The 19,384-nt window shown below is 67.6% G+C and carries 20 protein-coding genes; 12 read left to right on the top strand and 8 right to left on the bottom strand.

Annotated features, from left to right (window positions below; all coding sequences use genetic code 11):
- Positions 1–236: 236 nt before the first annotated feature.
- Complete coding sequence (locus C8258_RS10165) at positions 237–1,016, top strand: glycoside hydrolase family 19 protein (RefSeq protein WP_106955160.1); 780 nt, start codon at positions 237–239, stop codon at positions 1,014–1,016.
- A gap of 23 nt (positions 1,017–1,039) precedes the next feature.
- On the opposite strand, the gene C8258_RS10160 is transcribed toward C8258_RS10165, so the two are convergent.
- The 5 genes from C8258_RS10160 to C8258_RS32860 all read right to left on the bottom strand — a co-directional run bounded on the left by C8258_RS10160 (position 1,040) and on the right by C8258_RS32860 (position 3,558).
- Complete coding sequence (locus C8258_RS10160; protein ID WP_233224992.1) at positions 1,040–1,660, bottom strand: MBL fold metallo-hydrolase; 621 nt, start codon at positions 1,658–1,660, stop codon at positions 1,040–1,042.
- Positions 1,657–2,739 (bottom strand): S-(hydroxymethyl)mycothiol dehydrogenase, encoded by a 1,083-nt coding sequence (locus C8258_RS10155; RefSeq protein ID WP_106954969.1) that lies wholly within the window; start codon positions 2,737–2,739, stop codon positions 1,657–1,659. Before C8258_RS10155 ends, C8258_RS10160 begins: the two co-directional genes overlap by 4 nt.
- A 201-nt stretch (positions 2,740–2,940) precedes the next feature.
- A complete protein-coding gene (locus C8258_RS10150; RefSeq protein ID WP_106954968.1) occupies positions 2,941–3,225 on the bottom strand; it encodes a hypothetical protein in 285 nt (94 codons plus the stop codon).
- The gene (locus C8258_RS10145; RefSeq protein WP_106954967.1) at positions 3,206–3,385 is read right to left on the bottom strand and encodes a hypothetical protein; all 180 of its coding nucleotides are present in this window, start codon (positions 3,383–3,385) and stop codon (positions 3,206–3,208) included. The genes C8258_RS10150 and C8258_RS10145 overlap by 20 nt, the downstream gene beginning before the upstream one ends.
- 5 nt (positions 3,386–3,390) lie before the next feature.
- Positions 3,391–3,558, bottom strand: coding sequence for a hypothetical protein (locus tag C8258_RS32860; protein ID WP_199195656.1), 168 nt, complete (start codon positions 3,556–3,558; stop codon positions 3,391–3,393).
- A gap of 195 nt (positions 3,559–3,753) precedes the next feature.
- On the opposite strand from C8258_RS32860, the gene C8258_RS10140 reads away from it, so the two are divergent.
- Genes C8258_RS10140 through C8258_RS10130 form a run of 3 tightly spaced genes read left to right on the top strand, consistent with a single transcriptional unit; the run spans position 3,754 to position 5,060 of the window.
- Positions 3,754–4,644, top strand: coding sequence for a helix-turn-helix transcriptional regulator (locus C8258_RS10140; RefSeq protein ID WP_106954966.1), 891 nt, complete (start codon positions 3,754–3,756; stop codon positions 4,642–4,644).
- Positions 4,641–4,847 (top strand): DUF397 domain-containing protein, encoded by a 207-nt coding sequence (locus C8258_RS10135; RefSeq protein WP_106954965.1) that lies wholly within the window; start codon positions 4,641–4,643, stop codon positions 4,845–4,847. Before C8258_RS10140 ends, C8258_RS10135 begins: the two co-directional genes overlap by 4 nt.
- Before the next feature lie 9 nt (positions 4,848–4,856).
- Positions 4,857–5,060, top strand: a complete 204-nt coding sequence (locus C8258_RS10130; RefSeq protein WP_106954964.1) for a DUF397 domain-containing protein — start codon at positions 4,857–4,859, stop codon at positions 5,058–5,060.
- A gap of 257 nt (positions 5,061–5,317) precedes the next feature.
- On the opposite strand, the gene C8258_RS10125 is transcribed toward C8258_RS10130, so the two are convergent.
- Positions 5,318–6,514, bottom strand: coding sequence for an alpha/beta fold hydrolase (locus tag C8258_RS10125; protein ID WP_199195655.1), 1,197 nt, complete (start codon positions 6,512–6,514; stop codon positions 5,318–5,320).
- 200 nt (positions 6,515–6,714) lie between these two features.
- On the opposite strand from C8258_RS10125, the gene C8258_RS10120 reads away from it, so the two are divergent.
- The 3 genes from C8258_RS10120 (at position 6,715) to C8258_RS10110 (ending at position 11,613) form a co-directional block, all read left to right on the top strand.
- Positions 6,715–7,602, top strand: a complete 888-nt coding sequence (locus C8258_RS10120) for an aldo/keto reductase (RefSeq protein WP_106954963.1) — start codon at positions 6,715–6,717, stop codon at positions 7,600–7,602.
- A gap of 205 nt (positions 7,603–7,807) precedes the next feature.
- Positions 7,808–11,284 carry a carboxylic acid reductase gene (gene car, locus C8258_RS10115; RefSeq protein ID WP_106954962.1) on the top strand — a complete coding sequence of 1,159 codons (3,477 nt, stop codon included), beginning with the start codon at positions 7,808–7,810 and terminating at the stop codon, positions 11,282–11,284.
- A gap of 134 nt (positions 11,285–11,418) precedes the next feature.
- The gene (locus C8258_RS10110; RefSeq protein ID WP_106954961.1) at positions 11,419–11,613 is read left to right on the top strand and encodes a hypothetical protein; all 195 of its coding nucleotides are present in this window, start codon (positions 11,419–11,421) and stop codon (positions 11,611–11,613) included.
- Positions 11,614–11,692: 79 nt separating this feature from the next.
- On the opposite strand, the gene C8258_RS10105 is transcribed toward C8258_RS10110, so the two are convergent.
- Positions 11,693–12,445, bottom strand: coding sequence for an SDR family oxidoreductase (locus C8258_RS10105; RefSeq protein ID WP_233224990.1), 753 nt, complete (start codon positions 12,443–12,445; stop codon positions 11,693–11,695).
- Positions 12,446–12,496: 51 nt separating this feature from the next.
- On the opposite strand from C8258_RS10105, the gene C8258_RS10100 reads away from it, so the two are divergent.
- The 5 genes from C8258_RS10100 (at position 12,497) to C8258_RS10080 (ending at position 17,415) form a co-directional block, all read left to right on the top strand.
- Positions 12,497–12,814 carry a helix-turn-helix domain-containing protein gene (locus tag C8258_RS10100; protein ID WP_233224989.1) on the top strand — a complete coding sequence of 106 codons (318 nt, stop codon included), beginning with the start codon at positions 12,497–12,499 and terminating at the stop codon, positions 12,812–12,814.
- 206 nt (positions 12,815–13,020) lie between these two features.
- The gene (locus tag C8258_RS10095) at positions 13,021–13,482 is read left to right on the top strand and encodes a hypothetical protein (protein ID WP_106954959.1); all 462 of its coding nucleotides are present in this window, start codon (positions 13,021–13,023) and stop codon (positions 13,480–13,482) included.
- Positions 13,483–13,610: 128 nt separating this feature from the next.
- Entirely contained in the window at positions 13,611–14,513 is a 903-nt protein-coding gene (locus C8258_RS10090; protein WP_106954958.1) for a metal-dependent hydrolase, read from the top strand.
- Positions 14,510–15,619: a 2Fe-2S iron-sulfur cluster-binding protein gene (locus C8258_RS10085; RefSeq protein WP_369974739.1), complete on the top strand. Its 1,110-nt coding sequence runs from the start codon at positions 14,510–14,512 to the stop codon at positions 15,617–15,619. The genes C8258_RS10090 and C8258_RS10085 overlap by 4 nt, the downstream gene beginning before the upstream one ends.
- A 32-nt stretch (positions 15,620–15,651) precedes the next feature.
- Positions 15,652–17,415, top strand: coding sequence for an SDR family oxidoreductase (locus C8258_RS10080; RefSeq protein ID WP_369974738.1), 1,764 nt, complete (start codon positions 15,652–15,654; stop codon positions 17,413–17,415).
- 173 nt (positions 17,416–17,588) lie between these two features.
- On the opposite strand, the gene C8258_RS10075 is transcribed toward C8258_RS10080, so the two are convergent.
- Positions 17,589–18,497, bottom strand: coding sequence for a slipin family protein (locus C8258_RS10075; RefSeq protein WP_106954956.1), 909 nt, complete (start codon positions 18,495–18,497; stop codon positions 17,589–17,591).
- Between the last annotated feature and the right edge of the window lie 887 nt (positions 18,498–19,384).

The raw sequence follows: 19,384 nt of genomic DNA, 5'->3' as shown, positions 1-19,384 counted from the left end.
CTCGGCCGCGCCTTCGGAGTGAAACCCCGTCGGCGGACCGAACGCGGCAGGACGTAGGCCTGACATATGTCGAGGCGCGGCACATCGCGGCGCCTGCGGTAGTTCGGCCGCTCCAGATCAAGTCATCCCCACAGCGCCTCGTGCAGAGGCGAGTTCGTCGCGATCCCTTCGGGTCGCGCGCTGCCCGCCGCATGCCCGAGCCCGGCCGAACGGTCAAGAACAAGGAATCACATCGCATGTCTTCGAAACCCGTGCGCCGCAAGTCGGTGACATCACTCGTTCGTACCGCCGGTGCTGTGGCAGCGGCCGCCGCCGCGGTCGCGGCCATCACCACCGCCGCGGGCGTCAGCGAGTCGGCCAAGCCGGACGCGGTCGCGCTGCAAGCGTTGTCGACCCCCGTTGTCCCGGCGGCACCGGCCGGAGCAGCTCCGGCGCCCGCGGCGGCGCCCGCTGCCGCGCCCGCTCCGGCGCCCCAGCCCATTGCCGCACCAGCGGCGCTGCCCGGCGCCGATCAGGCGCATGTCAGCGCCTGGCTCCCGCAGATCAACACTGCGATGGCAGCGGCGGGTATCGACGACACACCGCAGCGTGCTGCCGCTTTCCTCGCTCAGATCGGTCAGGAAACGGATGGTTTCGCCACCTTGACCGAATACAGCGACGGCAGCGACTACGACGGGCGCGCGGATCTCGGCAACACCCAGCCCGGTGACGGGCCCAGATACAAGGGGCGTGGTGCCCTCCAGCTCACCGGCCGGCACAATTACGAACTCGCGAGCCAGGCGCTGGGCGTCGACTTCGTCAACCATCCGGAGCTGGTCGCCGATCCGCAGTACGCGTTCGCCACGGCCGCGTGGTACTGGACCACCCACAACCTCAATGCCGTGGCGGACAACGCCCACCCCCGGGACCCGGCGAGCATCGACCCGGTTTCGCGGATCATCAACGGTGGTTCGAACGGCCGGGACGTCCGTCGCGATCACTTCATCCAGGTCTGCCAGGTACTGAAGTGCCCGTAGGCCCCCGGGTGGCGCCTTCGTCATCAGTGTCCGCGCTTGATCCACTCCGGTAGGTGGGGCGCCTCGGCGCCGATGGTCGTGGAGTCGCCGTGGCCCGTCAGGACCGTGGTGTCCGCGGGCAGATGCAGCAGGCGGGTACGGATGGATTCGATGATCGTCGGGAAGCTCGAGAACGAGCGGCCGGTGGCGCCGGGACCGCCCTGGAACAGGGTGTCGCCGGTGAAGACCGTCTTCTCCGAGGCCAGGTACAGGCTCACCGCGCCGGGGGAGTGGCCCGGTGTGTGCAGGACCTCGATCTCGCCGCCCGCCACCGGAATTCGCTCCCGATCGTGCAGCGGTTCGTACCGGGTGTCGGGGTAGAGCGCACTCCACAGCACCTCGTCGGCCGGATGCAGCCGGATCGGGGCCTGCAGCGCCGCGGCCAGTTCGGTGGCCACGTTGATGTGGTCGTTGTGGGCGTGGGTGCAGATGATGGCGCGCACCGTGCGATCGCCGACGGCCGCGATGATCGGCTCGGCCTGGTGGGCGGCGTCGATGACAATGGCCTCACGGTCGTCGCCGACGACCCAGACGTTGTTGTCGACATCCCAACTGCCGCCGTCCAATTCGAACTTTCCGGAGGTGACGACGCGGTCGATCTTCACAGCGTCACCACCGATCGCAGGACGTCGCCGTGGTGCATGGTGGTGAAGGCTTGCTCGACCTGGTCGAGGGCCACGCGCTCGCTGACGAACCGCTCCAGCGGCAACCGGCCCTGGCTGTAGAGGTCGAGCAGCATCGGGAAGTCGCGTTCCGGCAGGCAGTCGCCGTACCAGGAGGATTTCAGCGAGCCGCCGTGTGAGAAGAAGTCGATGAGCGGCATCTCCAGCTTCATGTCCGGCGTCGGTACGCCGACCAGCACCACCGTGCCGGCCAGATCGCGCGCGTAGAAGGCCTGCTTCCAGGTTTCCGGCCGCCCGACCGCGTCGATCACCACGTCGGCGCCGAAACCGCTGGTCAATTCCTGCACCCGCTCGACCACGTCGTCACCGGCCTCGAGGGTGTGCGTGGCGCCGAGTTCCTTGGCCCACTCCAGCTTTCGCGGATCGCGGTCGATGGCGATGATGGTGGTGGCGCCCGCCAGCCGCGCCCCCGCGATGGCCGCGTCACCGACGCCGCCGCAGCCGATGACCGCGACCGAATCGCCGTAGCTCACGCCGCCGGTGTTGATCGCCGCCCCCAGCCCGGCCATCACACCGCAGCCGAGCAGACCGGCCACGGCGGGATCGGTTTCCGGGTCGATGACGGTGCACTGTCCCTCGTGCACCAGGGTCTTGTCGGCGAAGGCGCCGATGCCGAGGGCCGGGGTCAGTTCGGTGCCGTCGGCCAGCGTCATGGGCTTGCTGGCGTTGTGGGTGTCGAAGCAGTACCACGGCTTGCCGCGTTTGCAGGCGCGGCACTGGCCGCATACCGCGCGCCAGTTCAGCACCACGTGATCGCCGGGCTGGACGTGGGTGACGGCGTCGCCGACGGTCTCCACCACGCCGGCCGCCTCGTGGCCGAGCAGGAAGGGGAATTCGTCGTTGATGCCGCCCTCGCGGTAGGTCAGATCGGTATGGCACACCCCGCAGGCCTGCACCCGCACCACCACGTCGTGCGGACCCGGATCCGGGATGACGATATCGACGATCTCGACCGGGGCGCCCACACTGCGGGCGATGACGCCGCGAACCTTCTGGGACATGGAATCTCCTTTACGCGTCGGGGGTGCCGGTTCACCTTACGGGTCAGTGTATGCCCGCACCGGCCGCCTCGGACAGGTGTCCAGACGATAGTTCGGTTTCCTCGGCCACGCCGCTCGCGAGCTGGTGGAAACCATTTCCATCTCCACCGTCGGGCGGAGTTACCGGCGTCGCTGCCCGGGCCTGCGGCGGGCACCCGGCGGTCAGGAGGCGAACCGGCGGCGAAACTCCTCGCTCACCGAGCACCACAGTGCGTGGTAGTGCGGCAGAAGGGAATGTGCTTGCGCCAAACTCGGCGTGTCGATGAACACCACGCCGTGGCACGAATACCGCACCACCCGGAAATTCGCGAAACATGCGGTGGCGAGGCTTGTTTCGTAATCGGTGAAGTGCGTGATCTCCACCCGCTCGCCGTCGCCGACCCGCCACCACGCGGAGGATGCCCCCAGTTTCGTCCGGAAGTGGCCGCTATTCGCGGTATCGGTCATGGTATTTCGCCTCTCCGGCGCGGTTTTCGCGCGCGATCCGGTCGATGATCGCGCGCACGGAATCGCGCGATTCGGGTTTGGAGATCTGCTCCGGCCAGAACACCGCGAGCAGAATGACGGACAGCGGAATACTGATCAGCAGAACGAATTCCCAGAACATCGGCCTCACTCCCGACCCGAGTCCGGCACCAGGTGTTTCGCCTCGATCAGTCGCTGCTTCGCCTGCTGTTTCACCGGGCACACGCACACAGCGCAGTCGATGTGCAATTGCATGATGATATGCGCGTAGGAGACGGTCATGATCGGCATTCGATCGTGGTTGAGCAGTCCCATGGTGGATACTTCCCCTGCGATGTGAAAGTGGTTGTCGGCGTTGAGGTTGCATCGACTCGGCCGCGAGTTGTAGTCGAATGGTGGGGATTTCGGGTATCCGTTGCCGTACCGATTGTTTGAACTCGTCTACCAGCAACCTGTCCAGTGGGGACCTGTCCAGAAAACCGGGACACAATCGATAGGGGAGCTAACAACATGGGGTCAGGGAGCACACTCGCGCAACGAGCATTGGGGCGCGAGCTGCGGCGGCTGCGAAACATCAAGGGAATGGGGCAATCCCAGGCCGCGCGTATTGCGGAAACGTCGCATCAGACCATCGGCCGCATCGAAGAGGGGCAGACGACCAGAATTACGAGCCTCCAGGTGAACGCACTGTGCGACAGCTACGGGGCGAGCGACGAGGAGCGGCGTATCTGCCTGGATCTGGTGAAGGAGATACGTGCGTCGCGGGAGGGGAAGGTGACGGCCAGCTGGTGGAGGGCGTATGCGGACGCGCAAACTACTGGTTTCGACCACTACCTGGCGCTAGAGGACGCAGCGGACAAGCTCACGATCTGGCAGATGATGATCGTTCCGGGCCTGCTGCAGACCCCCGAGTATCGTCGCGCCATCGCTTGGACAGAAGCTCCTGACCTGCCCTCTGAGCAATTGGAACGGCGGATCGAATGGCAAACGCATCGCCAAGAGCGATTGAAGGATCCAGGTCTGGAGATCACCGCGTTCCTGTCAGAAGCAGTCTTGCGTGATCAGGTAGGCGGCAGGGCCGTCGTCGCGGACCAAATTCGCCAACTTACCGCGCTTGCAGAGCTTCCCAACATAGACATCCGCATCACGCCGTTCAGTGCCGGCCCGCACGTCGGCCGTTTCGCCGGCTCGTTCACGGTACTGGAATTCCCGGCGCTACCGTCCAATGTGGTACCCCCTCCGATCGTCTACTCCGAAGGGTATGCGGGGGACCTTTACCTGGAACGAGAGCCTGAGATCCGTCGATATCAGCGAGTCGTACGCGAGCTCAGTCGTGTAGCGTTGGACGAGGCCAAGTCGAAGACGTTGTTGTCCAAAATTTGCAAGGAGCACAGCCGGTGAGCACCAACGATCTGTCCACGGCGAAGTGGTTCAAGTCCAGCCGATCCACCTCGACCAAGGACTGTGTCGAGGTGGCGTTCCTCGATAGTGGTGTGGGCGTTCGTGACTCGAAGAACCCAACCGGTCCGGCCCTGATCTTCACGCCCTCGGAGTGGTCCAGGTTCACCGCGAGCGTAGAGCAAGGTGACTTCGACCAGGCATAGGAGCGTGCCATGAGCAACGATCTGTTCACGGCAAAGTGGTTCAAATCGAGCCGCTCGGGATCGACCAAGGAGTGCGTCGAGGTGGCGTTCCTCGATGATGCTGTGGGCGTTCGCGATTCGAAGAACCCAACCGGCCCGGCTTTGGTCTTCACCCCCGCCGAATGGGCCTCCTTCACGACCAGCGTCCAGCGCGGCCGGTTCGATCGGGCGTAGCAGCCTCCGCTCACTACGGTTCGAGAGCCCCCGACGTTCTTATCTCCCTTGGACTTCGGGGGTTCTCGCGTATTCGTCCTCGCTGAGGTGAGGGCGCACCGGGCGGGTGGCGTTCGATTGGGGGCCCGGACGATTATCTGCCTGAACTTTTCGTGCAAACCTCACCCGATTTTGCGGAAACCTGCAAATTTCCCGACGGTTTGCACGGAAAGTTCAGCCCCTCTGACACAACGCAATTCGAGCCGTGTCCCGCGTTCTCAGCGGAGATGCCGGTCGGTGAGGGCCCGAGCGGCGGCATCGGGCACGTAGGTCGCACACGCGGTGATGAGAGCCCGGATCCCATCAACAGTTTCGGTGGCGAGCGCGGCATGGCGCACCACGTCGAGTTCGTTGGCGATGGTGAGGAGTGCGAAATCCGCGAGCTCGGTGCCGTCTACGGCGGCCACCTCGCCGGTGAAGCGGTCGGTGATCGGAAGTGGGGTGTCGCCGAGGTGGGGATAGGTCTCGGCTCGGTCGCACGCGCCGTAGCGGTAGACCAGCGCTTCCGCGTCGTGACCGATTGCCGCGCGCAGGCGTGATCGCCGGTCGGGCGGCAGCAGCGAGTGGGGGAAGCCGTCCGTGCCGTAGGTGGCGTGGGTGAGTGCGGCCAGCCGAACCCGGGTACCGCCGCCGAGGTCGGCGACCAGCTGCCGCACCCGCTCGAGATGATCGAGGAGATCCCCACCGGGATGCTCCACCCGGGCCGCGCCGAGTTCGCGCAGCAGCGCCAGCGCCGGCCACGGTGTCGTGAGATCCGCGAGCGTCCGCGCCAACGCCTCGGGCTCGTCGCGGGCGACCAGATGCCCGGCGCCCGGAATCCGGGTCACCGCGGCGTGCGGAGCCAGCTGGAGCAACCCCTCCGCCTCGACGTCGGTGAGCGATGAGGCCCGATCGGCACGGATCAGAAGGATGGGGATATCCAGTTGTGCGGTGATCTGCCGCAGTCCCGGGACGTGGGCCAAGACATCGTCGATGAAGTCCGGGTAGACATCCGACAGGCCACCGGCATCGAGAAAGCGCCGCACCCGGCCCGCATCGAGGTTGGGCACCACATCCACCAGAACCAGCCCGGTGACCTTCGCCCGGGTGCGCGGATCACCCAGTGCCGCAACGGCGGCGAGCCCGCCCAGGGAGGCGCCGACGAGCACGCATCCGGGTTCCGCATCGACTATCGAGGCAACATCGCCCGCGCACTCGTCCAGCCTCCTGAGTGACCCACCGCTGTCGCCGTGGCCGCGCTGATCGAAAGCGACACACCGCAATCCGTCCTGGACAAGTCGCTCCACGACGGGAGCCCACACCTGTCGCCGCTCACCCCCGGCATGCAGCAAGACCACCGTCGGCCCATCGCCGACCTCCTCCCCGTACAGGTCTACGTCGGGACGCGCAATATGCCGCGCTCGCACCACATTCATGGTCTACCCCCGTGCGATAGTCAGGCCGTTCACGATAGTGCCACGCTCCGATCCCCGCCGATCCCGCGTCCGGCTGAACTTTTCGTGCAAACCTCGCCGCCGATGACGGAAATCGCCACATTTCGCCGCGGTTTGCACGATTAGTTCACCCCCGCACCGGCCCACACGTTTACCTGCCACATCGGGGGTAGGACCTGGACATGACGACTACACCGATGCTGACCCTGAACAATGGCGTCCGGATGCCCGCGATCGGGCTGGGGGTCTTCCAGACGCCGCCCGACGAGACGGCCGCGGCGGTCGATGCGGCGCTGGCGACCGGGTATCGGCATATCGACACCGCGGCGGCCTACGGGAACGAACGCGAGGTGGGGGAGGCGATCCGGGGCTCGGGCGTGGACCGTTCCGAGGTCTTCATCGAGACCAAGATCTGGATCAGCGACTTCGGTTACGACGCGACGTTGCATGCGTTCGACAAGAGTGCCGGCAAACTCGGTGTCGACCGGATCGACCTGCTGATCCTGCATCAGGCGCTGCCCTCGCGATTCGATCTCACCGTCGACGCCTACCGCGCGCTGGAGCAGTTGCTCGCCGACGGTCGCGTCCGTGCGATCGGGGTCAGCAACTTCATGCGCGAGCACCTCGAGAATCTGCTGAAGCAGACCTCCGTGGTCCCGGCGGTGAATCAGATCGAGGTGCATCCGTATTTCCGCCAGCCCGACGTCCTCGCCGCCGACGACGAGTACGGAATTCTCACCCAGGCCTGGTCGCCGATCGGTGGCATCACCTTCTACCGCGACAGCGGACACACCAGCACGCTCGACGACCCCGTCATCACCGCGATAGCCGAGGCGCACGCGAAGACGCCGGCCCAGGTGATGCTGCGCTGGGGCCTGCAACAGGGACGCTCGGTAATCCCCAAATCGACACGGCCGCAACGCATCGCCGAGAACTTCGACGTCTTCGACTTCGACCTCACCGGTGCCGAGCTCGCGGCGATCGACGCCCTCGACACCGGACAACGCGGCGGCCCCGAACCCGCCGACGTCACCCTGGAAACCTTCGGCATCGACATCCCGGAACCCTGAAGGTCGAGGACATCTTCGCGACCCGAGTGCACGACAGCTGAGGTCATCCGCATGTGAGTAGGCGTTTCCGTCACGGTGTAGCGAATTGTTGCCGCGAAGGCTTGACGAACGGGTAGTTAGCGGAGCTAAGTTAACCGTGATGCGCGCTACAGTGGCGCGTGGGCGACGACTCGTCCGCCGGTTGACGACCCAGGGAGACCTACCCATGCCCGATGACGTGCAGAAGGCCGAGCGTAAACGGCGGCTCGCGGCGGCGATGGCCGACGACGAGGTGCGCGCGGCCTGGCCGGATGCGGACGTCAGCGCCGCACTCGCGCGTCCCGGGCTGCGGCTGGCCGAACTGATCGACACGGTCATGACCGCGTACGCCGACCGCCCTGCCGTCGGGCAGCGAGCCGGTGAGATCGTCGTCGATGCCGAGGGGCGCCGGGTGCGGCGGCTGCTGCCGCGCTTCGAGACGCTGAGCTATCGGCAGCTGTGGTCGCGCGCCGGTGCGCTGGCGAGTGCCTGGCAGGCGGCGGGGGTGCGGGCCGGGGATTTCGTGTGCACCGTCGGATTCGTCAGCAGCGATTACGTCACCGTCGACCTCGCAGGGGTGCGGCTCGGCACCGTGGCGGTGCCGCTGCAGGCCACTGCCGCTGTCGCGCAATGGCATTCGATCATCGCGGAGACCGAGGCGCGGGTGCTGGCCTGCAGCGCCGAACTGCTCGACGCCGCTGTCGAGGCCGCGCTCGCGAGTGCGACGATCGGGCAGCTGGTCGTCTTCGACAGCGCCGACGACGATGCCGAACGCGCGGCCGTCGCGGCGGCGCGCGCCCGGCTGGCCGAATCCGGTCGCGAGATCACGCTCGAATCGCTGCACGACCTCGTCGAGCGTGGTTTCGCCCTCCCGGCCGTACCGCTCGCGAGCGCACCCGGCGACGACCCGTTGTCGCTGCTCGTCTACACCTCCGGCAGCACCGGAACGCCCAAGGGCGCCATGTACACCGACCGCCTGGCCGCCGCCATGTGGTTGTACACCGGAAAGGCGCCGGCGCCCGCGATCACCCTCAACTACCTTCCGCTCAGCCATGTGGCCGGGCGGCTGCAACTGGGCGGCACGCTCGCCCGCGGCGGCACCGCCTACTTCACCGCACGCAGCGATATGTCGACGCTGTTCGAGGATCTGGAGCTGACCCGGCCCACCGAACTGGTTTTCGTGCCGCGCGTCTGCGAGATGCTGTTGCAACACCACCAGGGTGAGGTGGAGGCCCGGGTTGCGGCCGGCCGTGAGCGCGACGTCGTCGAGGACGAGGTGAAAACCGAACTGCGCGAACGGCTTCTGGGTGGCCGCTTCCTCGGCGCGATGTGTGCCAGTGCGCCGCTGGCGCCGGAGATGCGCGCCTTCATGGAATCCGTCCTCGGCATCGGCCTGCACGACGGATACGGTTCCACCGAGGCCGGCGGCAGTGTCATCGTCGACAACAAGGTCCGGCGCCCACCGGTCCTGGACTACAAGTTGGTCGACGTGCCCGAACTCGGCTACTTCGGCACCGACCAGCCGCATCCGCGCGGGGAACTCCTGCTCAAGACCACCACTATGTTCCCGGGCTACTTCAAGCGGCCCGAGATCACGGCGGAGATGTTCGACGAGAACGGCTTCTACCGCACCGGCGACGTGGTCGCCGAACTCGGCCACGACCAGCTGGTCTACGTCGATCGCCGCAACAACGTGCTCAAGCTGTCGCAGGGCGAGTTCGTCACCGTCGCGAAGCTGGAATCGGTGTTCTCCACCAGTGCGCTGATCCGCCAGATCTTCGTCTACGGCAGCAGCGAACGCGCCTATCTGCTCGCGGTGATCGTGCCGTCCGAGGAGGCGCTGACGCTCCCCGATCCCCGTGCGGCACTGGCCGAATCGCTGCAGCGGCTGGCGAAGGAGGCCGGCCTCGACAGTTACGAGATTCCGCGCGACTTCCTGCTCGAGACCGAACCCTTCACCCAGGACAACGGCCTGCTGTCGGGAATCGGAAAGTTGTTGCGGCCCAAGCTGAAACAGCGCTACGGCGAGCGCCTGGAGCAGCTCTACGCCGAACTCTCGCGGGAACAGGCCGACGAACTGGCCGCACTGCGCCACGGCGCCGCGGACCGCCCCGTGCTGGAGACGGTCGGCCGGGCCGCGCGGGCCCTGCTGGGCTGTGCGAGCACCGATATCCGGCCGGAGGCGCATTTCACCGACCTCGGTGGCGATTCGCTGTCGGCGCTGTCGCTGTCGAATCTGCTGACCGAACTGTTCGGCGTGGAGGTGCCGGTGGGCACCATCGTCCACCCGGCGAATACGTTGCGGCGCTTGGCCGGATACATCGACAGCGAACGGCACGAGGGCGGTCGCCGCCCCACGCTCGCCACCGTGCACGGACCCGGCACCCGCGTACGGGCCGCGGATCTGACTCTCGACGCGTTCATCGACCACGAAACCCTCACCGCCGCAAAGTCTCTGCCATCCGCGTCGACCCCGCCGCGCACGGTGCTGCTGACCGGGGCCAACGGCTACCTCGGCCGGTTCCTGTGCCTGGAATGGCTGGACCGGCTCGACGCCTGCGACGGCACGCTGATCTGTGTGATCCGCGGCCGTGACGCCGAAGCCGCGCGGGCGCGCCTGGACGAGGCGTTCGACAGCGGGGATCTCGTTCTCCTGCAACGGTATCGGGAGCTCGCGCAACGGCGGCTGACCGTCCTGCCGGGCGATATCGCCGAGCCGGAATTCGGCCTGGACGAGGACCGGTGGCGCGAACTCACCGAAACCGTCGACCTGGTGGTGCACCCGGCGGCGCTGGTCAATCACGTCCTGCCCTACGACCAGCTGTTCGGGCCGAATGTGGTCGGTACGGCCGAGGTAGTCCGCCTGGCGATCACCGCGCGCCGCAAACCGGTCACCTATCTGTCCACCGTCGCGGTGGCCTCCCAGGTCGACCGCTTCACCGAGGATGGCGATATTCGCGAGATCAGCCCCGAGCGGGTCATCGACGGTGGCTACGCCAACGGGTACGGCAACAGCAAATGGGCCGGTGAGGTGCTGCTGCGCGCGGCGCACGACCTGTGCGGGCTGCCGGTCGCGGTCTTCCGGTCGGACATGATCCTCGCGCACAGCGACTTCGCCGGGCAGTTCAATCTGCCCGATATGTTCACGCGGTTGCTGCTCAGCGTGCTCGCGACCGGTCTCGCGCCGGAATCGTTCTACCGCCCCGCCGCCGACGGGAGTCGCGCCCGCGCTCACTACGACGGCCTGCCCGCGGACTTCACCGCCGCCGCGATCACCGCGCTCGGTCCCGGCGCCGACAGTGGATTCGGGACCTTCGATGTGCTCAACCCGCACGACGACGGCATCGGCCTGGACACCTTCGTCGACTGGCTGGTCGACGACGGTCACCGCATCACGCGCATCGCCGACTACGCCGACTGGCTGGCGCGGTTCGAGACCGCACTGCGCGCCCTGCCCGAACGGCAGCGGCGGCATTCGGTACTGCCGTTGCTGCATGCCTTCCGCCGCCCGGCCCCGGCCATCGCGGGATCGGCGCTGCCGGCCGAGCGGTTCCGAGCCGCGGTGCGTGCGGCGGGAACCGGCCCGGACGGCGACATCCCACATCTGAGCCGGGAATTGATCGGCAAATACGTCCGGGATCTGACCGCCGCGGGTCTGCTGTGAAGATTGCCGAAACCGGACACGGCCGGGGCCTGCCGGGCGTACCGTTTTGCCCCACAGCGTTGGTCGGCGAAGGCGCCGAGGGTGACCGCGTCGCCCCGGAGCGATCGCCGAGTGCGACAAGGAGGTCGATTCCGGTGCACCGACTCGAGAAGTCCGCTCTGTGGCGCTGTGTGCTGGACGGATTGTCCGCACTGGGTGCGGGATTCGGCGCGATGGTTCCGGTCTACCTGAACGAATGCCACGTGGACGACTACCGCGACGCCGAAGCGGCCGAGGCCGAATGGGATTGGTCGATCCCGCACCAGTGGTTCGACCACGCGAACGGGTGAGCGTCCGCGCACGGTGGTCGCTTCGCAGCGAGGGGTCGGAGCGTGGCCGTGGCGGTTCCGCCGACTTCGCGTTCGGCGATCAGGTAGCCGGATCGAGTGTGGTGGCCAGGTAGTCGGTCCCGCCGACATAGACGGTGTGGCCGGGCTCGGTGTCGGCCGTGGTGGCATCGGCGATCGCGGTCGCGAACTCGTCGATCGTCGGCAGCGCGCCGTGCTCGGTCCGCGCCGCCACCGCGTCCGGATCGCGGCGTTCGAGGAGGCGCACGATGATGGTGCCCTCGATCATGTCGCCCGATACGACCGTGAAACCGATACCGCGCGAGTCGAATTCGCCGACCATCGCGCGCAGCGCGTCCTCACCCGCGCGCTTGCTCCGTGCGATGGGCTCGTAGTCCGGCGGGGTGGGTTTGCGGCCGTGGAAGTGCGCCTGGTGGCTGGTGACGAACACGATGCGTGATCCCGGGGTCAGCAGTGGCAGGGCCAGGTGGACCAGCCGCAGCTGGGCGTCCCGGTTGATCGCCATGGCGTAGTCGGGCGCCGCGCCGTGTTCCAGTCCGCCGGAGGCGTTGAGGATCAGCACGTCCAGCCGCCCGAACCGGGTGCGGATCTCCTCGATCATGGCCGCCGCCGCCTCGGGCTCGGAGAGGTCGGCGCCGACCGGCGTCGCCGCGCCGCCGTCCGCCGCGATCGCCTCGGCGAGATCGCGTGCCCGCCTGCGCTTCTCGCGATAGTTCAGGACGACGTGATCGCCGCGCCCCGCGAGAATCCGGGCGGTCTGCGCCCCGATACCGCGGGAGGCGCCGGTGATCAACACGATGCGTTGTGAATCCACCCGGTACTCCCACTCATTGCTTCTATTTCAGAATCACTATGGTGGTTCGAAATGAGAAGTGCAAGAGAGCGCGAGGGCGGCCCGCAGGCGGCGATGGAGCTGCTGGGGCAGCGCTGGATGCTGCGCATCGTCTGGGAACTGGCGCCGGGACCGCTCGGTTTCCTCGAACTGCGCCGGCGCATGGACAACTGCTCCTCGAGCATGCTCTCGGTGCGCCTGCAGACCCTGCAAGGCGCCGGTGTGATCGTCAAACGCGCCGACAAGGCCTACGAATTGTCCACGGCCGGAAGTGAACTCGTGCGTGCGCTGGAACCGCTGTGGGCGTGGGCGACGGACCACCTCGATCCGGACGCGACGGTGGGCGAGTAGCCGGCCCGCCGAATTCGGCCGGGCGGTCGCGATCCGGCATCGGTGGGGGCGCCCGGCGGAACCGTGGCGGTGGGAGCTCGTGGCAAGGGTTGCGGATTGCGCGTTTGCGCCGGTGCTGCGAGCGCCCGCCCGCCGAATCGATCCACTAGGTTTGTGAGACACGCCCACGGGCGGCGGGTGGAGTTCGACGAGATCTGGGGACTGACATGAACGGTGACACGATTCGGCGCGGTAGCCGTCCGCTGTTCGGCGCGGCCGCGGCTGCCGCCCTGCTGATACTGGCCGGCTGCGGCTCGTCCGACTCCGGCAACGCCCGCCCGGCCGACTCGGTCGCGCCGAAGGCGACCACCACCAGCACGGTCCCGGAAGTTATCGACTGTTCCTTCAGCAAGCCGGTGGTCCGGCCGGAGAGCATGATCCTCGCCTGCGCCGATCTGGGCGCCCAGGTGGAACAGATCGTGTGGCAGAGCTGGGGGCCGGATCAGGCGCAGGGTGACGGGGTCGAACGGGACAACACGTGCGATCCCAACTGCGCGGCCGGCAAGTACGTCACCAAAAAGGTGCATCTGACGCTGACCGACGTCGCCCGGCCGGGCAATGTGTTCACCAAGGTGACCACCCTGGATGCCGACGGTCACACCTACACCTGGCCGAGAACCCCGCGGTGATCCGCTTCGGCGGTTAGAATTTATGTGGTACTCAGGGTGTCGCTTACCGTCCGATAATTGCTACGCTGCTGTAGCAACGGTGCCGGTGCGGCCGGAACCGATGGCCGAGATGACGACCAGGAGTACCGATGAAGTTACTTCCCATGCGCAATCGTGGCGTGGGCGATCCCGGTGAGGTGGCGCTGCACGCGCGCAACGTGCAGTTCGACTGGCGAGCCACGCCGCTGCACTGGCTGGCCGCCGAACCCATCGCCTCGCATGTGTTCAACTCGCTCAACCTGCTGCTGCCCGAGGGTGAGCGGATGTTCATCCAGACCTTCTCCGAGGCGCTGCCACTGATCAAGGACGAGAAGCTGCGCGAACAGGTCATCGGCTTCATGGGGCAGGAGGCCATGCACGCCGAAACCCACAACGATTCGCTGCAACAGGTGTTCCGCGCCCACGGCGTCGACGTCGACAGCTACGCGCGGCAGATGGAATACATCTTCCGCAAGGCGCTGGGCCCGCGTGACAGGCAGTCACCGCGCGAGGAGTTCCAGACCCTGGTCGAACGGCTGGGCTTCATCGCCACCCTCGAGCACTTCTTCGCCTTCCTCGGCGACTGGATCATCAACGCCGACCTGGAGCGTTTCGACGCCGCGCCCAACATGCTCGACCTGTATCGCTGGCACGGCGCCGAAGAGGTCGAACACCGCTTCGTCGCCCACGATGTCGCCACCTACTTCGAGGTCGGCTACGTGCGCCGCTGTGCGCTGATGGCGATCACCTTCCCGATCTTCGTGGCGCTGGTGCTGCGCGGCACCAAATACCTGGTGCGCCAGGATGCCGAGCTGCCGAACATGGGGTATCCACGCATCGTGGGCAAGGCGCTCGGCGCGATGTGGCGGGGTGCGCTGCCCGGAATTCCCTCGCTGCTGTGGTCGGCGCTGTCGGTGGCCAAACCCGGATACACCCCGGCCTCGGTCGGATCGACCGCGCAGGCCGTCGCATATCTGGCGAAATCGCCTGCGGCACAGGCACTCGCGTCGTGACGACCCGCAGGCCCGTGCCCGCCGAACTACCGCCCGACCTCTACGGCGGGCGCGGTTCGGACCGGCCGATCCGCATCATCGGCGCGGTCGCGGAGGCGCGGATGCGGTGGGCGTCGCTGATCCACCGGCGTCCGGTGACCGGCGCCGTCGACAGCGGCCGCTTGCGGGTGCGCGTGGTCGAGCGGCGGATCGAGGCCCACGACGCGGACGTGGTGAGCCTGGTGCTGCGCGCCACCGACGGCAGCGCGCTGCCGACCTGGCGTCCGGGCGCCCATCTGGACCTGGAACTGCCCTCGGGCCGGTTGCGGCAGTACTCGCTGTGCGGTGACCCCGCCGATCGGTATCACTTTCGGGTCGCGGTGCGCCGGATACCGGGCGGGCTCGGTGGTTCGGTCGAGGTGCACGACGAACTCGGGGTCGGCGCCGAACTCACGATCCGCGGGCCGCGCAACGCCTTCCCGTTCGTCCTGCCCGGGCACGGATCCTCCGCTGCCCGTGTGCATTTCGTCGCGGGCGGCATCGGGATCACGCCGATCCTGCCGATGGTGCGGATGGCGCATCGGCTGGGCGTGGACTGGACCATGGTGTACACCGGCCGCAGTCGCGACACCATCCCGTTCCTCGCCGACATCGAATCCTTCGGCAGCCGGGTGACGGTGCGCACCGACGACGACGGCGGTCTGCCGACGGCGGCGGATCTACTGCCCGGCGTCGGCGTCGACACCTCGGTCTACTGCTGCGGACCCGTCCCGATGACCTCCGCGATCGCCGCGGCGGTGCGCGAAATGCCCGGCGTGGAACTGTATTCCGAGCGCTTCTCCGCCGCACCGGTGGTCGACGGAAAGCCGTTCCGCGTCGAACTCGCCCGCACCGGTGAGGTGCTCGACATTCCCGCCGACCGCACGGTACTCGACGAAGTGCTGCGTGTGCGGCCCGATATCGCCTACTCCTGCCGGCAGGGTTTCTGCCGCACCTGCAAGGTGCGCGTACTCCACGGGCAGCCCGATCATCGCGACACCGTCCTCACCCCCGCCGAGCGCGCCGAGGGCGAACTGCTCATCTGCGTATCACGGTGTGCGGGTGAACGTTTGGTGCTCGACCTCTGACATCCACTGGCCCCCTCCTCGAGGAGATTCTCGTGACCGACACCGCGCCCGTCCCGGACACCGAACATTTCGTCCGCAACGGTGAATTCGATATCGCCGTCTACGAATACGGCGATCCCGCCGCCCCGACCATGCTGCTCGTCCACGGCTGGCCCGACGACCATCACCTGTGGGATCGCGTGATTCCCCTGCTGGCCGGGCGTTTCCACGTCGTCGCCTACGACACCCGCGGCCACGGCCGCTCCACCCGCACCGATCGCACCGAGGACTACGGCCTGGACCGCTTCGCCTCCGACTTCTACGCGGTCGCCGACGCGGTGAGCCCGGGCCGGCCGGTGCACGTGCTCGCCCACGACTGGGGTTCGGTCCAGGTGTGGGAGGCGGTGTGCGAACCGCAGGCCGCCACCCGGGTGGCCTCGTTCACCTCCGTGTCCGGCCCCAATCTCGACCACCTGGCGAAGTGGACCCGGAATCGGATGGGCCGCGGCGCGGTGTGGGGGCCGGCCACCCAGTTGCTGTCGTCGGCCTACACCTTCCTGTTCATGACGCCGGGGCTGAACAAGGCGGTGATGCGGCCGCTGTCGTCGGAGAAGGTGTGGAAGCGGTTCATCGGCCTGATGAACGAAACCTCCCCGGAGAACGTCAAACTCGGCCCGGCGTTCCGCCAGGACTTCTTCGACGGGATGCGGATCTACCGCGCCAACATCGTGCCGCGCATGCTCGGCCCGCGGGAGCGGCACACCGAGGTTCCGGTGCAGCTGGTCATCGCCCGCCGCGACATCGCCGTGCGTCCGGCCGGGTACGACGACACATCGAAGTGGACCGATCGGCTGTTCCGGCGCGAGATCGCGGGCGGGCACTGGCTGCCGTTCTCCCATCCGGAGCTGCTGGCCACCTCGGCCACCGAACTCGCCACGGCCGTCGACACCGGTGATTATCCGCGCACGCTGCGCCGCGCCGAGGTCGGTGCGCAGGCCGGGCCGTTCACCGATCGGCTGGTCGTGATCACCGGCGGCGGCAGCGGCATCGGCCGGGAAACGGCGCTGGCCTTCGCTCGTCGCGGCGCCGAGGTCGTCCTGTCGGATCTGAACCTGGATGCCGCCAAGGAGACCGTCGAACGGATCACGGCGGCCGGTGGCAGTGCCCACGCCTACGCCGTCGACGTCTCCGACGAGGCGGCGATGAGCGAGCACGCGAGCGCGGTGATCGCCGCCCACGGCGTGCCCGATATCCTGATCAACAACGCCGGCATCGGCCAGGCCGGAGACTTCTTCGACACCTCCGCCGCCGAATTCGACCGGGTGCTGCGGGTGAATCTCGGCGGTGTGGTCAACGGCTGCCGCACCTTCGGCGCCGCCATGGCCGAGCGCGGACTCGGCGGACATATCGTCAACCTGTCCAGCATGGCCGCCTACAGCCCGCAGCAGGGTTTCAGCGCCTACTCGACCAGCAAGTCCGCGGTCTTCATGTTCTCCGACTGCCTGCGCGCCGAACTGGCCGGCAAGGGTATCGAGGTGCACACCATCTGCCCCGGCATCGTGCACACGAATATCGTTGCGACAACGAAGTTCTCGGGCCTGTCCGACGACGCGGAGGCCGCGAAGCAGGCCCGCTACGACGCGCTGTACCGCAAGCGCGGCTACGGCCCCGAGAAGGTCGCCGACCGCATCGTGCGCGCGGTGGAACGTCATCGCGACATCGTGCCGGTCACCCCGGAAGCCCATCTGCAGTACCACTTCAGCCGACTGGCCCCGGCCCTGCACCGCTTCGTGGCCGCGCGGGTGAAGTTGACGTAGGGGGGCTTTCGCGCGGAAGCGGAGTCCGGCTCGCTGCCCCCGGGTGGCGCGGCGAGCGCTCCGTCCCGCCTGTGAATGCCTGGGCGGCAATTGTCGGGTTCGCACGGGTGCGGTTCGAGCCGCCAACCGCTGCGAGCGGTGCCCTGACCACACGCCGCCGCAGCCTGCGGCATTCACTCCGGATGGGCCGGGTTCTGCTGCGGTGTGCGTTCCGCTTGCGTCCAGGGCGGTTGGACATGTAGTGGTTTCGGGTCCGGGGTTGAATCGGCGATGTTCTCGGTCTCGGTGGACGTGTCGGCCGGCGGTGCGCTCGCTTCCGCGGGGGTCGATCGTTCCAGGAACCGCAGCAGCTCCACCGGGAACGGGAGCACCAGGGTCGAATTCTTCTCTGCCGCAACCTCGACGACGGTTTGGAGCAGTCGCAGCTGCAATGCCGCCGGGGCGGTCGCCATCCGTTCGGCGGCGTCGGTCAGCTTGCGCGAGGCCTGCAGCTCACCCTCGGCGGTGATGACGCGGGCGCGGCGTTCGCGTTCGGCCTCCGCCTGCCGCGACATCGACCGTTTCAGCGATTCCGGCAGCGCCACATCCTTGATCTCCACCCGGTCGATATGCACGCCCCAGGCGAGGGCCGGGCTGTCGATCATCAACTCCAGACCCTTGTTCAACTGCTCGCGGTTGGACAGCAGATCGTCGAGTTCGCTCTTGCCGATGATCGACCGCAGCGACGTCTGCGCCACCTGCTCGACGGCGAACAGATAGTCCTGGACCTCGACCACCGCCTGCGCCGGGTCGATCACCCGGAAGTACACCACCGCGTCGACCCGCACGGTCACGTTGTCGCGGGTGATGCCCTCCTGGCCCGGCACCGGCATCGTCACGACCTGCATCGGCACCTTGCGCATCTTGTCGACGAACGGAATGAGCACCCGCAACCCCGGTTTACGCACCGCCCGCACCCGCCCGAACCGGAACACCAGCCCGCGCTCGTACTGTTGAACCACCCGCAACCCGGTGCTGAAGGCGATGCCGGCGCACACCGCCCCCGCCCCCACGATGAATGCGGCAAACGTCGCAACGTCCATAGCGTCACCACCATGCGAAACGCCCGGCACGCCCGCGACCGGGCTCCTGCCATCGATCATGGCACCGTTGCGCCGAGCGGGCTATCACGCTTTCGTGTGGGGCGCGACCGGCCGGATCGCTCGCAGCCGGGGCCGCGCAACAACCGGTTCGCCGGGCGAAGGACGGGTCGTGCGGTTACCGTCCGCTCATGCTCTTCGTCGTCATCGCCGCCGTGGTCGGCATACTCGTCTGGATCTCGGTGGCGGCCGTCCGCCGCGAAATATCGCCGTCGGCCCGCCGCCGTCGATGGCAGGCCGGTGATACGAGTGGTGGCGGCCGCAGATCCAGCGGAAGCGATTGCGGCGGAGGCGGTTGCAGTACGGCCGGTTGTAGTGGGGGCAGTGGTTGCAGTGGGGGCAGTAGTTGCTCAGGAGGCAGTGGTTGCGGCGGGGGTAGTAGTTGCTCAGGAGGCAGTAGTTGTGGCGGTGGGAATAGCAGTTGCGGTGGGGGAAGCAGCAGTTGTGGCGGCGGAAGTAGTTGCGGTGGGGGGAGTAGTTGTGGCGGCGGCAGCAGCAGCTAGATCGAGCAGTCCTATCGGGTCCAGAGTGAATGCGGCCGGGAGTGCGGGTGTTCGCTGCCGCCGACCGGCATGGTGGTCACTGTCTCGACCAAGTCGCGGGGGTCGGCCGCACCTCGTCGTCGTCACCTCTGCCGTCCTCGGACGCTGAAACGCATTCGGGCGCGTCGATCCTGCATCACCCGCAGCGGTTCGATCCGGCACCGAGATCACACGGAATAGCCGAAGCGGTGTTTCCGGACCCGGGCGGCGGTTATCGGCAGAACTTTCACCCCCCGAGCGTTCGGGCTCGGAGCCACCGACTGACCTCGGCAGCCGACAGTGCGCGCG

The sequence above is a fragment of the Nocardia sp. MDA0666 genome (assembly GCF_003023875.1).
Classification (GTDB): Bacteria; Actinomycetota; Actinomycetes; order Mycobacteriales; family Mycobacteriaceae; genus Nocardia; species Nocardia aobensis.
The sequence above is the reverse complement of the archived record's forward strand: the minus strand, read 5'-3'. Positions and strand labels throughout refer to the sequence as shown.